The organism is Paenarthrobacter sp. NPDC090520 (genome assembly GCF_044769205.1).
Taxonomy (GTDB): Bacteria; Actinomycetota; Actinomycetes; order Actinomycetales; family Micrococcaceae; genus Arthrobacter.
In genome coordinates this window covers 30,271-45,907 of sequence record NZ_JBIVXM010000008.1, presented here as the reverse complement: position 1 = coordinate 45,907, position 15,637 = coordinate 30,271, and the positions used below count along the sequence as shown (strand labels likewise).

Sequence of the window (15,637 nt, the reverse complement as noted above, 5' to 3'; positions counted from 1 at the left end):
CATCAACCAAACGAGACGGCGCCCGGTAAAGGATCCTCCACCGGACGCCAAAGAGCAGTCTTCCGGTCCGGGCCAAATAATGGCTTCGTCGCTTGATCTTTGGGCTTAGTTTGCCTGGGCGGTCTGCAGTGTCTTCAAGGCCTTTGCTATGTCACGCCGCTCAAGGGGCGTGCCTGAGCGACGGCCGCGCTCTAGTGCGGGGATGATTTCTGGACGGTTGGCCTGGGCCAATATCCGGGCGGAGTATGCCAACTCCTTGGAGTCTGTCGTGGCCAGCGCACGGCCTACCAGGTCGTCCAGTACGTTGCTGTTCTGTTGCTGGAACTGGATGAATTCGAGTTCATACAGGGCTTTCTCAAGCTCCTCTGTGACAAAGACGGGATTATCGGGATTCCTCAGTAATCCGCGGATTGTGGGGATGGCCTCTACCCATGCCTTCTTGGAAACGATGGGTGCCGCGTATCCGGATAAGTTCGTTGAGGTCAACGACTTCAGAAGGATCTCCTTGGCCTCCGGCGTGGTGGACCGTTGTATCTGACGGGAGAGGAAGCTGACGAGGTACAGGTCGGGGTTGGGCCACTCGAAGAGTGCCACGATGTCATCGAATTGTTCCTTCGTGGCGATTAAGCTCGCCGTCAAACCGAAACTGGCGCGGTCGATGATATCGAGATCGTCTCGGCGTGCGAGGCGGATGAGGGGGTGGAACGCAACGCCGTGGGCTTCCGTTTTCTGCAGATCGGCTTGCAGTTCCATGCGGAGCTGGCGTTGGTGGTCCGGGTTGGTCCGGTCCTCAAGGTTTTCTATCCAATCGATCAGGATGGGGATGGCCTCTGGGTACGGTATCGGCGAGGTTCGTAGTTCCATCAGGCTGGTGACCTCCACGCCTACCTTGGAAAGATCCGTGATAACGCCCTGTTCGTGTTCAGGTGTGGTTTCGGGCAGGAAGCTGGGAAGGAGCTGCGCCACGGATTGGTCCACTTTCCCGAGGGCGGCACTTTGGAAGCCCTGCAGGTATCTCCTGGTAGACGTTGTGAACAGAGCATCCAGCTTCTCGCGGATCTTGTCGTAGGTCTCCCAGGTATCAGCCGCCTCGATCTCTTCCTTGTCTTTGACGGGGAAGACACTGTCGAAGATATCCACATAATGTCCATCGTCGCCGGATTGCCGAGCTTGGTACCTCGATGGTCGGTAGATGTTCAACGCAAGTTGATTGCCCTTATAGACGAAATCATCGCTCGTCAGTTTGGTTTTTCTAGGCGGCCAGGAGGCAAGCGGGCTAATCTTCCGAGACGAGAGACGAGCGTGCGCTGCGGCGTGCCTATCACTGGCCAAGCCCTTGAGGATCATCCATGTCAGGAAGAATCCCATGCGGGTTCTCGCCCCTAGTGCATCATGCTTCGTTGCTGGAGCGGCCTTAACGTTGTCGAAGGTCAGCATGCTTGAAACCATACAGGTCCTCCTTTCTGCACTCTCCCAATTGTCGGCCTCCGCCCGTAAGCCGGTCCTTCACCGGTCGCGCCGGCACCGCCCTTCGGCTTTCTGAACTTCCGCGTGTTCTAGCCCTTTTGCGATTTCCCGTATACCCCGCCCGAATTATTGCCCGGTGAAGGAGCCCTATACGTTACAGTCCGAAGGACGCTCATCGTTCACTGGGTTCGGAACGGCTTTGCCCCCTACCTGCCCTCGCGTTTCTTCAGAGAAACTTTCTTTTCGGCGACACGATTCACCGTCCGGCCGCACTCTATACATGGAGAAGTCTGCCCGTGTGCATCTCCAGAAGTGTCCGGTTGGGATCTATGACTCGCCCGGAAGCCTGTCCAAAAAGACGCGATCGGACTCTAACCTGACGTGGTTTTCGACTAGTGCCTGACGTCAGGTTGGGGTGTGCCCTATCTCGACGAGCGTCCTGGACTAACTCACTCGGTTCCAGCCGTTCCAGGAACTTTACCGTCAGCAGGCTGCTGCCATGAGCGTGACGGGCACGATTTCTTGGAGTTCTTCCAGGGTCCAGCCGAAGGTTTCGCGGACGGTTACGCCCTGAGGCCCTGTGAGGAACGCGGCTTTGTCGAAGTATACGCGGGTGACGCCGTTTAGCGGTGGGCAGCTTTCGCAGTGTTAGTGGGAGGTTCGGGTACTGATTGGTTCCTCTTCGTATTTGTAGTGAAGCCCAAGCCAAGGCGAAACAGTTAACTCGAAATCCCGCGCGAGTATCGATAATACTTCGTCGTTCCTGGTGCTACTCATCGTCTCAGCAGACACTTCGTTGCCTTCCATCGAGGGAGTGAAACCTCGGCTAGAACTCCCTTGGTTGGTGTTGGTTCCATGATCCGAGGTCGCTGCGCTTCCCGACCGGATATGTTCGTTGAACGAGCATCAGAGGGCTTTACCGAGGGCACGTCCCGGATCTCCGTTGTGGCCGCGAACTTGGCGGTGGGCTGGTGCGTAGGAGCGCCATTTTGCAGAGTTACCGTGGACGAGGTTTGGGCAGCTCGTGACAGCTGACGCCTCAGCCCTTTGCCAGTTGTAGCTGGTGTGGTTGGATCCAAACTTCGTAGCCGTCCTGTTTGTCCAGCAATACGCGGCTGTCGACACCCTCGGATGCTAACCAGAGCATTGTTGAATCAGGGGTAGCTGATTCGATAGTTCCGTTTCGGACGAACACCCCATATCGGCGGATCTCCACGGTGGCGGAGGGCAAGCGGTACCAATCGTCAACTCTGAATCTCGTCACCGTGATCCCCTTTCTGTGTGTGTCTGCGGCAAAGCGATCATCAAGGCGGACCAAGGCCGCAAGTTTGCCTGACGCTGGCCTCCAGGCGCCGCCGCGTTTAAAAAACGGTCTGGGCGGGCCCAGCTATTTGGTGAATGCGCTGCGGCCGGTGATGGCTCTACCCACGACCAGGGTGTTGATCTCTTTTGTTCCCTCGTATGTGTAGATCGCTTCGGCGTCGGCGAAGAACCGTCCGACATCGTTTGAGAGGAGGATGCCGTTTCCTCCGGCCATTTCTCTGGCCCAGGCCACGGTTTCGCGCATACGAGAGCACGTCCAGGCCTTCGCCATCGCGGAGTCCTGGTCTCGGTAGACGCCCTCGTCCTGCTGCTGGGAGAGCCGGACGACCATGCCCAGTGAGGCGATGGTGTTGCCGAGCATACTGACGAGTTTGTCTTGGACCATCTGGAACCCGGAGATGGGTCTTCCGAACTGTTCGCGGTCCGTTGCGTACTTCAGTGCTGCTTCGTACGCTCCTGCCTGCACACCGGCGGCGAACCATGCAACGCCGGAGCGCATGGAGCGGAGCAGGTCGGCAACGTCGGCAAAGGAATTGATGCGCGCCAGCCTGAACTCTTCAGTTACTTCAACGCTGTCCAACGAGATATCCGAGTTCTGGACCATGCGCAGCGACATCTTTCCGCCGATGGTTTTCATGGTGACGCCGGGTGCGTCCGTTTTCACGAGGAAAGCTTTAATCTGGCCGTCGACGACATCCCGGGCAAGGACTGCGAGGTAGTCAGCGAATACAGCGTTTCCGATCCAGCGTTTTTCCCCGCTGATGACCCAGGTGTTCCCGCTTCTGCGGGCGGATGTTGTTAGTCCGCCGGCGATATCGGAGCCGTGCTCTGGCTCCGTGAGGGCGAAAACGCCGGTCATTTCGAAGGAATCGATGAGCGGCAGCCATGTCTTGGCTTGGTCCTCGCTGCCGCCACGCAGCACTGTTGTCCGGAAGAGCCCGGACTGTCCGTTGTAATACGTTGCCAGCGAGGCGTCCGTGCGGGCCAGTTCAAAGTTGCGGAAGCCTTCGTACAGCGACCGTGGTTTTGCGCCGCCGACGGTGAGGGACGCCGGGGTGATGAGGTCCAGTGCCGCCATGGGCTTGATGAGTTGGGCGGGGAACTCGCCCCGCTCCCAGTAGTCGGCAAGCAGGGGCTTGGCTTCCGTTTCGAGGAATTCACGAAGTTTGAGGAGTTCCCCTTGCTCGACATCGGTGAGCAGCGCTTCATAGTTCATGGGATCGCACTCGCCGTAAAGGCGGGTCCGCAGAGTTGTTTTCTCGGACTGCGTGGTTTCGTGGGTGGCTGCGGTCATCGTGTTTCCTTCTGCATTCCGGGTTGGCTTGAGGTTAGTGGGTGTCCGGCGGGAGGATGCGCAGTTCACGCCGGAGTAGCTTTCCGACAGGGCTGCGAGGCAGTTCTTCCCTTCGTTCAATCTGGCGCGGAAGTTTGAATCTGGCCAGATGAGGGCGGAGGTATTCCTGGAGCTCCTTGAGTTCAACGTTGGACTCGGAGACGATCACGGCGGTGATGACTTCACCCCACAACGGGTCGGGTCGGCCAATCACCGCGGCGTCCAGAATGCCCGGGTAGCCGGCAATCAGGTGTTCAATTTCTGCCGGGTCAACGTTCTCTCCGCCGGTAATGATGATTTCCTTCGAACGGCCGGTGATGCAGAGATCACCGTCGGCATCAATCAGGCCCCTGTCACCCGTAATAAGCCAGCCATCGACGAAGGCTGCCTCGGTTGCTTTGGCGTCCCGCCAGTAAGTCGATGCGGTATGTGCTCCGCGGACCAGGATTTCGCCGATTTGCCCTGGCGGGAGGTCGGTTCCGTCCGCGGAGACAATGCGGACATCCGTCAGCAGGGCCGGCGTCCCGGATGATTCTGCTTTGCCCGAGGCGTCGGTCCGGCGCCTGAAGCTGATGGAGGGCCCGGCCTCGGTCATTCCGTAGGAAGCCAGGACGGGGACGTTCCGCTGAGACCAGAGGGCGACGAGTTCCGGTGGCATGGGTGCCCCGCCTCCGAGGATCCAGCGGAGGCTTGAGGTATCGGCTTGGGCGAAGCCAGGACTTTGAGCCATCAGGGTCAGCATTGAGGGAACGGCGAACATGGTGGTGATTCCGTACTCACTGATCTGTTCGAGGCAGCGGGATGCGTCGAACTTGCTGTCAATGATTACGCTGCCGCCCTTGTGCAGGGTCGCGACGGCAATCGTGTTCAGTGCGGCAATGTGGGAGAGCGGGGTGTTCACCAGTGTTACGTCGTCGCAGACGATATCCAACCCCAAAAGGGTGTTGACACCGTTAAAGAACAGCGCGCTGTGGGTGAGGACGACGCCCTTGGGGTGCCCGGCGGTGCCTGAGGTGTAAATGATGATGGCAGGGCTGTCAGCCTCCGGCCGGACCTCTTCGACTTCCGCAGCGGTCTTGACCGGGATGGATGGAAGCCCGTGGCGGGATTGGGCTTCGAGTTGGATCATGCTGACGGCGGTGTCCGTTCCGACGGCTTCCAGAGCCGTCGGAACGGACCGTTCCGATACCAGGATTGTTGTTGCGGACAGATCGCGGAGGATGAACTTCACATCCACGGCGGGAGCCGCAATTCCTACCGGCGTGAAGACCGCGCCGATGCGTGAACAAGCATAGAGCGCCGTGAGTATTTCGGGGCGGTTCTCGCTGACGCAGACCACCCTGTCGCCTGGCCGGACGCCTTGGGACGTCAGGAACGCGGCTGCCGCATGGATCCGTTCGAGCAGTTTCCCGTAGGTAATGCGCACCCCTTCGTGGATGATGGCGGTGCGGAGGGGCTGTCGGAGCGCCCGGCGCTCCACCAGCTCCCCATATCTCAGCCCCGGGAACTGGCCCCTTTCCAGCCCGTGCAGGGCAGGACTGTCGGAAGCTCCGGCAATACTCACAAGTGTCTCCATTGACTAGATAGGGTAGTGGCGTTCTTCGGTTGAAACGGTGATCCACCGCAGTTCGGTGAATTCTTCCAGAGAAGCTGCGGAACCGAAGCGGCCGAAGCCGCTGGATTTAACCCCGCCGAAAGGCATCTGTGCCTCATCGTGGACAGTGGCTCCGTTGATGTGGCAAATGCCGGACTGAATACGTCGCGCCAGCCCCATTCCACGGCTGACATCGCTGGTGAACAGGGCCGCGGCGAGACCGTACTCCGAGTCGTTTGCAACTTCAATGGCCTCGTCGGCGCCGTCGACCTCGATGATCGGCGCCAGCGGGCCGAAGGATTCCTCGGTGTAGATCCTCGCGGCCTTGGTGACACCTGTGAGAACTGTTGCGGGGAAGTACAGTCCATCGGCTCCGCCGCCGGTGAGGACTGTTGCACCCTTTTCGACAGCGTCGCGAACCAGAGCGGTGACGTGTTCGACGGATGCCTGGTGGACCAGCGGGCCGAGCTGTGTTGCCGGGTCTGAGGGATCGCCGACGACCAGCTTGGCGGCCCGCTCGGCCAGCAACTGGGCGAACTCGGCTGCGACGGCTTTGTCCACGATGATGCGTTCGGTGGACATGCAGATTTGGCCCTGGTTCATGAACGCGCCGAAGGAGGCGGCTGCGGCGGCGGCCTCAAGGTCTGCGTCTTTGAGTACGATGAACGGGGCTTTGCCGCCCAGCTCCATGACGGAGCGCTTCAGGTTCCTGCCGGCCTTTTCGGCGATGATCCGGCCGACCTTCGTGGACCCGGTGAAGTTGATGACCCGGACCGCTTTATGGGTGACAAGGGCGTCGACGACGTCGGCGGCGTCTTCGGGTGCGTTGGTGATCAGGTTGGCCACGCCGGCAGGAAGACCGGCGTCGATCAGGCATTCGATGATCGCTGAGTGCGTCGCCGGAGTCTCTTCAGAGGCTTTCAGAACCACGGTGTTCCCGAAAGCCAACGGCATGGCCACAGCGCGCACTCCAAGGATCAGCGGCGCGTTCCAGGGGGCGATACCGACAACGACGCCGGCGGGTTCACGCACAGCCGTCGCGGAGAGTCCTGGCACGTCTGAGGGGATGACCTGGCCAACCATCGAGTAGACCTGGGCGGCGGCTTCACGGAGCATGTTGGCGGCGAGCATGGCGTTGAAATGGCACCAGGCGGCTGCGGCTCCCATTTCCTTGCCCATGACGGCAGCGATGTCATGGCTGCGTTCGGTCAGCAGCGTTGCTGCTGCCTCCAGAATCTTTCGGCGCTGGGCTGGCGGGGTGGCCGCCCATACCGGAGCAGCGGCAGCTGCAGCGTCGACGGCACGTTCCGCATCGGCTCGTCCAGCCGCCGCGACGGTAGCCACTGTCGCCCCGGTCAGACGCTGGATCTTATCGAAGTAGCGTCCGCTGGCGGGGTCGGCGGCCTCGCCGGCGATCCTGAGGGGAACTCTGACAATGTCTGTTGTTGTGGTCATCACAGGCTCCTTACTCTGCGGTCGCGGTGGTGTAGGTGCCCAAGCCGGGCCGGTAGGTCTTTTCGTCCAGGAACTGCGTCATGCCCTGTTCCCTGGCGTCGGTGTCGAACAGAATGGCCTGGTCGTGCTTGGCGTACAGGAAGTCTTCAGCAGTTTCCCAAGACATGAGCCGGGAGTGCCGGAAGCCCATCTTGGTACCGCGCACGACCCACTGGCTGAGGCTGGTCAGCTGCCTGGCCAACGCAATGGTGCGTTCGCGCAGTTGATCGGCCGGGACAGCCTCATTGACCAGCCGCATTTGGGAGGCCCGACGGCCATCGAATTGTTCGCCGGTCATGATGTAGTACATCGCGTCCCGGGTCGGGATGGTCTCGGCGAGGGCGCGGGTGACCAGGTTACCGGGAGTGACGCCCCAGTTCACTTCGGAAAGGCCGAAGGTTGCATCTTCGGCGGCGACGGCCAGGTCGCAGGAGACCAAGGGCACGAATGCGCCCCCGAAACACCAGCCGCTGACCATAGCGATGGTCGGCTTGGGGTAGCTGAGCAGTTTGCGGTACTGCCAGTTCGTCCCCTCGGTGCGGACCTTGTTCTGTATCGAACGGGGCTTGCCGTCCGTTTCGCGGAAATACTCCTTAAGGTCCATCCCCGCGGACCAGGACTCTTCGGTTCCGGTCAGGACCAGGACTGCGCACCGGTCATCCGTTTCAAGATATTCCAGCGTGGCGTACATTTCACGGTTCAGCGTCGGATTCATTGCATTGCGCTTTTCCGGGCGGTTGAAGCGGACCCAGGCGATGCTATTTTCGTCGAAATCGACGAGAACGGTGTTGCCCCAGGGCACCTGGGGCGTGGTGTTTTCAACTGGCATGACAATCCTTCTGCGGAATGGGTGGGTGGATGTGGTCCCGGGTTCGGCCGTCTTAGGCTGCATCAGGCTCCGGAATGAGTATCAGTGTTTCTGATACAATTGATATCAGGCATTCTGATAAGCTGTCAACCATGTCTGCAGAACTCTCCAACCTCGGCCATCCCGGTGAGCACGTTGCTGACGAGCCGCACGCCCGTGTGACCTATCTGGTGAAGCGCCTGGAGTCGGCTGTCCGACGGGACCTGGACGCGATCATGCAGGAACAGGGTCTGACCACCCCGCAATACGCCGCCTTGAGTATTTTGCGGAGAAGTCCGGGGCTTTCATCGGCTCAGCTGGCCCGCCGGTCTTTCGTCACAGCTCAGTCGATGCAGGTAATGGTCGCCGCTTTCGAGCGCAGTGGGTTCATCGAGCGGCGTGCCGATGTGGGGCATCAGCGGATTCTGCGTAACTTCCTTACGGCTGCGGGCGAAGGTGTCCTTGCGCGCAGCGAGGAAGCAGCCGACCGAATCGAGAAGCAGATGCTCGCCGGGCTCTCCGACGCCCAGATCAGGCGCCTGCGCGAAACCATGGAGGCCTGCGTCCAGAACCTTTTGGCCGACGGGCCTGAACCGCTGCGGTAGACGAGTTGCGGCGGCCGTCCTGCCCTATACCGTCTAGCTCCCTGCCTGCCGGTGCAAACGGGGGCTGATGGTGGAGGCAGCGTGGCTGCCGGCGAGGGTGTGGGAGAGTCCGCGCGCGGCCATCTGCACGAGGAGTTTCATCTCTTTCAGGTCCCGGATCCCTGGTGAACTCAGGAGTGACACCGCGGCCATGCCCACTTCCGGCGGACCGAACACGGGGGCCGCGCAGGACACGGATCCCGGGGTCAGTTCGTTTTCTGATGTGGCCACGCCATCGATCTTGATACGGTCCAGTTCCAGACGAAGGACCTCCGGGTCAGTGTGTGTATTTGTTGTGTAACGGGCCAAGGGCGAAGCCAGCACGGCGTCCCGGATCTCAGGTTCGGCGTATGCCAGCAAGACCTTTCCGGAGGAGCTTGCGTGAAGCGGCAGCCTGCCCCCGGCCCGGCCGGCCGCGGGCACGCTGCGGGTTCCGGCGATCCGCTCTATCAAGAGAGCATCAGTGCCGTCCATGACGGCGATGAGCACATGCGCCTTCGTCGTTTCCCAGAGGCTTTGGAGGAATGGCATGGCCGCCTCCCTCAGGCCGTAGCTGCGGTTGGACCTTGCCGCGATCTCCCAGAGCCTGACTCCGATGGCATAGCCACCGCCGGATGTTCGCTCAAGGCCGCCCCAGGTGACCATGTCCTGGATAAGGCGATGGACCGTGCTGGTCGGCAGGGCCGTGAAACGTGCGATGTCGGACATCGACAGCACCGTTCGCTCTCCGGCGAAGGCGTCCAGCACGAGAAAAAGTTTCGCGGCCACCGACTGCCCGGGTGTTGAGCTGTTGCCCGCCATACGACGCTCCTTCGATATCAGGGGCTCTTCTTATTCAACTCTTGCAGACTAGTTTCCCACTGAGTGGGCATGCGTGTCACCCGTCACATCAGAGGCTCTTATATTGAAGTGAACGGCATTGATGCCGGCCCTCAAACATCACACAGGAGTGAGTAGTGACCAGGACAATGATGTCAGCCCGCATGCACGAGATCGGAGCGCCGATGGTGCTGGAGGAAGTGCCCCTTCCCGAGCCCGGCCCGGCGGACGTGCGGGTATCTGTGCAGGCGTGCAACATCGTGCCGAACCTCGCGAACATTCTCGCGAACTGGACGACCTGGTTTCCCCAGAACCCCCTTCCCGCTCTTCCGGCAATCTTCGGCCTCGACCCGGCGGGCGTCGTCGAAGCGGTAGGCTCCGACGTCCACGGGTTCGCGCCGGGGGACCGGGTCTACGTCAACCCGGGTCGCTATTGCGGCGGGTGCCTGGCCTGCCGCCGCGGAGACCATATCAACTGCACCAGCTACGCATTCTCCGGCTACTTCGGCTTCACGCCGACGGCCACCAAAATGTTGGACCGCTACCCCTACGGCGGACTGGCCGAGTACATGATCGCCCCGCAGTATGCGCTGGTTAAACTGCCGGACTCGGTCAGCTTCGAACACGCTGCCCGATTCGGCTACCTTGGCACCGCGTACTCCGCGCTGCGTAAGGCCAACGTCGGGACCGACACCACCGTGCTCATCAACGGCATCAGCGGAACGCTCGGCCTCGGCGCCGCCCTGTACGCACTGGCCCTCGGAGCCACACAAATCCTGGGCACGGGACGTGACCGCACCCTGCTGGAAAGAGTCCGTGCCCTGGCGCCCGAGCGGATCCAGACGTTCTCCAGCCTCGACGGACCGATCGATGAATGGGTTCACAGCGTCACGGGCGGCGGAGTCGACGTCCACATCAGCGCCCTTGGCCCCGGCACACCGCACGATCCCTTCATCCAGGGGATGAAATCCCTGCGCCGCGGCGGAAAGGCCGTCAACATCGGCGCGACCGCCGGGGATGTCCCCATCGACGTCCACCATATGATGGACCAGCAGCAGCAGCTGATTGGCTCCGTATGGTTCACCGCAGGGGAGGGCCAGGACATGGCAGCCATGGCTGCCAACGGCATGGTCGACCTGTCCATCTTCGAAAACGTGGTCTACCCGCTGGCAAAGGTCAACGACGCAATCAACGGCATCGAGAACCGTCACGGCGGTTTCAGCAACTACATCATCAGCCCGAACGAAAAGTAGGACAACGCCATGACGGCCAACGAGCTGCAGTTCGATCCCGCCCGCACCGCACTGGTAAACGTGCACTGGCAGCGGGACATTGTGACCACTGAAGGGGCGTTCGCCCCCTTCTTCGCCGAGGCCGTCCAGCGGCACGGCGTCATTGACAGCACCCGGAGTCTAGTCCAGGCCGCCAGGGAAGCCGGTGTCCCGGTTATCTGGGCGCGCGCCGCCTTCCAGGCCGGCTACCCCGAACTCATCATGAACACCGGACTCAGCCATGCCATCAAGGACCTGAACGCCCTCGTGGAGGGAAGCCCCGGTGCCCAGATCATTGAGGAACTGACTCCGCTGGATACCGAACCGGTGGTCAGCCACCCCGGTACTTCCGCGTTCCCGGTCACGTCCTTGGATTCGATCCTGCGCCGCCTCGGAGTTGAAACGGTGCTCTTCACCGGTGTGGCCACCAACATCACGGTCGAAGGAACTGCCCGGGACGCCGTGAATCTCGGATACCACGCCGTCATCGTCTCGGACGCCTGCGCTGCGGCAACGGATGCCGCACACGATGCGACGCTTGAGACCTTTTCGCTGCTGGGGCAAATAGCCACAGTCGACGAAATCCGCGCCGCGCTGCAGGGCGTCACGGCACAACCAGTTGGCTCGGCCTCTTAGCCCGTCCCTTCACCCCCTGCCGTGTTCTACCGTGCGGTCCCCGGCTGGGGACCGCACACCCATCCGCTGCTTCACACCGTCGAAGGAAGAACATGCCCAAAAATCGAAGCAGGTCCTCAGCAATGACGCTTGGGGCCACCACCGCACTGCTCCTCTCCCTGGCCGCCTGCGCAGGTTCCTCCGCAGGCCAGCCAGACCAAGGCCTCGACAACGCCGGCCAGCAGGCGCTGTCTCAAGCCAAAGACTTCGTCGAAAAGTCCCAAGCAAAGGTCACAGACGTGACACTGGCTTCCAACTCTCCCGCCATCGCCAAGAATAAGTCCATCATCGTCATTCCCTGCACCTACGCGGCAGATGGGTGCAAGCGGGTGGCCGACTCCGTGCAGGAGGCCGGCAAGACGCTGGGCTGGGACACCCGCATGATCGACCCTGCCGGGGACCCTGAAAAGATGCGTCAGGCCATCCGCACAGCCATGCAGCTCAAAGCCGACGGCATCGTGCTCGGGGCAATCCCGGAAATTCTCGTCAAGGACGACGTTGCCCTCGCCCGGGCCGCCGGAATCAAGGTCGTCAACGCCATGGAACCCAACTCCAAGGAGTTCGCTGATGCCCAAACAGGCACGGACAACGTCCAAGCCGGCCGCATGAACGCCGCCCTGCTCACCGTTGAAACAGGAGGCCACGGCCGCGTCGTCACTATCAATGATCCCCAGTTCCCCGCCGTCATCGGTTGGCATAAAGGCTTCACGGAAGGACTGAAGGAATTCTGCCCCTCGTGCACAATCGTCAAGGAAATGGAGTTCCAGTTGTCCGGGCTGCAGACCACTCTTCCCCAGGAGTTCCAGGCCACCCTGACTGCGAATCCCGATATTAACGCGGTCTGGGCAGCATACGATCCTGTCGTCGCGGCGATCAACCCCGTCATCGAACGCTCGTCCAATCCCGACATCAAGATCGTGTCCCACAACGGGGACCCGTCCTCCCTGAAAGACCTTCAGGCAGGGAACAAGCCGGTCCTCGGCTCCGTCGGGTATTCCATCGAATGGATCGCCTACAGCGCGGTAGATCAAATGAACCGTTTGTTCAGCGGTCCCCTCGCTGACGCCGACCGGCAGCGGACGGTGCCGAACAAGCTGATCACTTCCTCGAATGTCACTACGGTGCCTTGGGATGGCGACGCTGACTGGAAAAACGCGTTCCTCACCGTCTGGAAGTCGGCCAAGTAGCAGCCGGCCCGGATCCAGGACACCAAGATGACCAACTACGCCGTTGCATGCGAAGGCCTGAGTATCTCCTTCGGTGCCACGAAAGCACTTAAGTCGGTGACTACCGGCTTCGAACGCGGAAAGATCACCGCCCTGCTGGGCATGAACGGTTCCGGCAAATCGACGCTGATCAAGATCCTCGCCGGCATATACCGACCCGACCCCGGCTCCCGGATCACCATCGGGGGCTCCCCGATTACCGGACACCTGACCCCAAAGCGCGCCCATGCCTTGGGGCTGCGATTCCTCCACCAGGAAGTCGGACTGGTAGGGCCCCTGACGATATCGGACAACTTCGCCATGGTTGGGCGCTTCAGAGCCCCCTTCGCACTGGGTCCCATCGCCCAACGGGAGCAGGACGAATATGTCACCCAGGTCCTGCAGCGTTTCGACCTGCCAGTTCACCCGCAGACCAAAGTCGCTGACCTGAGCCCGACCTTGCGGACCATGGTCGGGATGGCTCGGGCGTTCCAGCATGATGGCGAAGACGAGGACGTGTTCGCCAGGAACGTTCTGGTCTTGGATGAACCTACGGCATCACTTCCCGCTGATGAAGTCCACGCAGTCATGGCCACCGTTGAACGACTCCGCGACCACGGGGGCACGGTTGTCTACGTCAGCCACCGCACAGAAGAAGTCAGGCGGCTGGCGGACAACCTCATCGTCCTTCGGGACGGGGAACTCGTCGTGGAGGAGGCGGTAGCAGAATTGCAGATCCCGGACATTGTCTCCAGGGTCGTAGGACAAACCATCGCGGCCAAAGAACCACGCCGGACCGACCTCAGCGGGACACCCGTCGTGCTCGAAGTCAATAACCTCCGAGGAACCACGCTCCAGGACGTAAGCCTGCAAGTCCGGGCAGGTGAAATTCTTGGCGTGGCAGGGCTCGTCGGATGTGGGCGGAGTGAGCTGATCCGGCTGCTCTCCGGCGCGCAACGCCCGCACCAGGGAACCATGCAGCTTAACGGCCAGCCGTACCAACCCACACACCCGGGAACTGCCGTGAAGCGGGGCGTCGTTTCCGTGCCACAGGACCGCAGGGTCGAAGGATGCATTCTCGGCATGGCAACCACCGATAACCTGACCATGGGCAGCCTGGACACCTTCTTCAAGGGCGGACTCCTGCGCCTGAAATCCGAATCCCTTTCGGCCCAAGGTCTTGCCGCGACCTACCAGGTCAAGACCGGGGACATCCGGTCCCCGATCAGCACCCTCTCTGGCGGTAACCAACAGAAGGTTGTTATTGCCAGAGCAGCCAGCCGGGCAACGGAGGTGCTCCTGCTCGACGAGCCAACGCAGGGCGTCGATGCCTTGGCCAAGCAGGAAATTTGGAACATCATCCGCGGATTCGCAGCCACCGGAAAAGCCGTCATCGTCGCATCAACGGACTTCGATGAGTTCGTTGGCCTGTGCGACCGCGTCATCGTCCTTGACCGCGGAGCCATTGCCGCCTCCGCATCCGGCCCCGACGAAATCACCGAAAAACAGCTTGCCCTCCTCTGCGCCGGCGCCGACCAATGACGTCCGGCAGCCCATCACCCTCCACGAAAAGGATCACCACAGCAATGGTTTCCACCATGACGAAAGCCCGGCCGACGCCGGGCCAGGCACGGACCCGACCAGGACCGAGCGCATTTCTTACCCGCTACGGCGTTATCGTGTTCCTGGTTCTCCTCGTCGCCATTTTTGCGCTGCTTATGCCCCGGACCTTTCCGACGTCCGGGAACCTCACGGCAATCGTCGCAGACCAGTCCATACCCATTATCCTGGCCCTGGCTGCTATCCTTCCCCTGGCCGCCGGTGAATTTGACCTCTCCATTGCAGCGGTTCTGGGCTTTTCCTCGATTCTCTCCATCGCCCTGTCGAACGCCGGGGTGCCTCTGCCGCTGGTACTGGCAGGGACTCTCATTTTCGGCCTGCTGGTCGGAGCCGTGAACGCCTTCTTCATTGTCAAAATCGGCATCAATGCCTTCATCGGAACGTTGGCAATGGCCACCATCCTTGCCGGCTTAAACTTGTTGCTGACCCGCGGATCATTGATGACCCTTGAATCCCAAGAATTCGCGAGGCTCACGTCCGTCCCCGGCTCCCGGACCCAGGTCGTCATCGCGTACGCCCTCGTTCTCGTTCTTGTCATCTGGTATCTGCTGGAGCGCACACCTTTCGGCCGCTATCTCCGGGCCACGGGCATGGGTCGCCCGGCAGCCCGACTCAGCGGCGTAAGGACAGAACGCTATCTCACCGCATCCTTCGTGCTGGCAGCGCTGCTGGCCTCCTTTGCCGGATTCCTGCTGGCATCCCGGTCCGGAAGCGCACCGCCCACCCTGGGGCCGGAGTTTTTGTTGCCGGCCTACGCAGCAGCATTCCTGGGGGCAGCAACCATACGGCCGGGCTTCTTCAACGTATGGGGCACAGTCGTCGGAGCATTTCTACTTGCCGTGGGCAGCAACGGCCTGACTCTAATGGGCGCCCAAACCTGGGTAGCGAACGTCTTCAACGGAGTAGCCCTGCTCGCAGCAGTATCTGCCTCCGTGATCGTGGCCCGCAGAGGGGTCAACGGCCGCACTTAACCGGCCTCAGGTGCCCCCCGATGTACGCCCCCTACGGGGACTGCCATCCGTTTGCTGGCACCACACCCGGATTCAGGTGCAAAGAAAGCGGTCCCAGGGCCTGGTTGCCTGGGACCGCTTTCCTGTGTGCTCTAGCTTCCTCCGGGACCAAGGAGCGGGCCAGGACCAACCCCCGCCATCCGAACCTGCTGCGGACGGCCGCTTCGCTAAGCATTCGGCCCCAGCTCACCGCGTCCAGGCAAAGGCGGACCCTGGCTCCGTATCGTCGGCGCCTGCCCCGCCGCCTGCAGGCCAATCCGTTGATCAGAACATCCGGACCCTACGGCGATCAGGTGTCAGGCAGCTTGCCTGCCGGGGGAGTGCCCGTAGAAAAG

12 protein-coding genes and 1 pseudogene are annotated in these 15,637 nt (G+C 61.4%); 6 read left to right on the top strand and 7 right to left on the bottom strand.

Going from position 1 to position 15,637, the window contains the following annotated elements:
- Positions 1-105: 105 nt before the first annotated feature.
- From ACIQTZ_RS11755 to ACIQTZ_RS11730, 6 genes and pseudogenes are all read right to left on the bottom strand, one after another.
- Positions 106-1,449, bottom strand: a complete 1,344-nt coding sequence (locus ACIQTZ_RS11755) for a hypothetical protein (RefSeq protein WP_402980678.1) — start codon at positions 1,447-1,449, stop codon at positions 106-108.
- 501 nt (positions 1,450-1,950) lie between these two features.
- A pseudogene (locus ACIQTZ_RS11750) lies at positions 1,951-2,109 on the bottom strand (3-oxoadipate CoA-transferase); the annotation flags it as partial.
- Between the two features lie 745 nt (positions 2,110-2,854).
- A complete protein-coding gene (locus ACIQTZ_RS11745) occupies positions 2,855-4,084 on the bottom strand; it encodes an acyl-CoA dehydrogenase family protein (RefSeq protein ID WP_402980675.1) in 1,230 nt (409 codons plus the stop codon).
- A 34-nt stretch (positions 4,085-4,118) separates the two neighbouring features.
- Positions 4,119-5,687 (bottom strand): class I adenylate-forming enzyme family protein, encoded by a 1,569-nt coding sequence (locus ACIQTZ_RS11740; RefSeq protein ID WP_402980672.1) that lies wholly within the window; start codon positions 5,685-5,687, stop codon positions 4,119-4,121.
- Positions 5,688-5,702: 15 nt separating this feature from the next.
- Positions 5,703-7,172 carry an aldehyde dehydrogenase gene (locus ACIQTZ_RS11735; protein WP_402980669.1) on the bottom strand — a complete coding sequence of 490 codons (1,470 nt, stop codon included), beginning with the start codon at positions 7,170-7,172 and terminating at the stop codon, positions 5,703-5,705.
- A gap of 10 nt (positions 7,173-7,182) precedes the next feature.
- Positions 7,183-8,040 carry a p-hydroxycinnamoyl CoA hydratase/lyase gene (locus ACIQTZ_RS11730; RefSeq protein ID WP_402980666.1) on the bottom strand — a complete coding sequence of 286 codons (858 nt, stop codon included), beginning with the start codon at positions 8,038-8,040 and terminating at the stop codon, positions 7,183-7,185.
- A 131-nt stretch (positions 8,041-8,171) separates the two neighbouring features.
- On the opposite strand from ACIQTZ_RS11730, the gene ACIQTZ_RS11725 reads away from it, so the two are divergent.
- Positions 8,172-8,663 carry a MarR family winged helix-turn-helix transcriptional regulator gene (locus ACIQTZ_RS11725; protein WP_402980663.1) on the top strand — a complete coding sequence of 164 codons (492 nt, stop codon included), beginning with the start codon at positions 8,172-8,174 and terminating at the stop codon, positions 8,661-8,663.
- Positions 8,664-8,696: 33 nt separating this feature from the next.
- Here the strand turns inward: ACIQTZ_RS11725 and ACIQTZ_RS11720 are convergent, their stop codons facing one another.
- Positions 8,697-9,503: an IclR family transcriptional regulator gene (locus tag ACIQTZ_RS11720; protein WP_402980660.1), complete on the bottom strand. Its 807-nt coding sequence runs from the start codon at positions 9,501-9,503 to the stop codon at positions 8,697-8,699.
- 155 nt (positions 9,504-9,658) lie between these two features.
- Here ACIQTZ_RS11720 and ACIQTZ_RS11715 point away from each other — a divergent pair, with 155 nt between their 5' ends.
- From ACIQTZ_RS11715 to ACIQTZ_RS11695, 5 genes are all read left to right on the top strand, one after another.
- Complete coding sequence (locus ACIQTZ_RS11715) at positions 9,659-10,774, top strand: alcohol dehydrogenase catalytic domain-containing protein (RefSeq protein ID WP_402980657.1); 1,116 nt, start codon at positions 9,659-9,661, stop codon at positions 10,772-10,774.
- Positions 10,775-10,783: 9 nt separating this feature from the next.
- Positions 10,784-11,428, top strand: coding sequence for a cysteine hydrolase family protein (locus tag ACIQTZ_RS11710; RefSeq protein ID WP_402980654.1), 645 nt, complete (start codon positions 10,784-10,786; stop codon positions 11,426-11,428).
- 92 nt (positions 11,429-11,520) lie between these two features.
- Complete coding sequence (locus tag ACIQTZ_RS11705; RefSeq protein WP_402980651.1) at positions 11,521-12,654, top strand: sugar ABC transporter substrate-binding protein; 1,134 nt, start codon at positions 11,521-11,523, stop codon at positions 12,652-12,654.
- A gap of 27 nt (positions 12,655-12,681) precedes the next feature.
- On the top strand, positions 12,682-14,214 hold the full coding sequence (locus tag ACIQTZ_RS11700; RefSeq protein ID WP_402980648.1) for a sugar ABC transporter ATP-binding protein: 1,533 nt from the start codon (positions 12,682-12,684) through the stop codon (positions 14,212-14,214).
- 44 nt (positions 14,215-14,258) lie between these two features.
- Positions 14,259-15,263: an ABC transporter permease gene (locus tag ACIQTZ_RS11695; protein ID WP_402980645.1), complete on the top strand. Its 1,005-nt coding sequence runs from the start codon at positions 14,259-14,261 to the stop codon at positions 15,261-15,263.
- Positions 15,264-15,637: the final 374 nt, after the last annotated feature.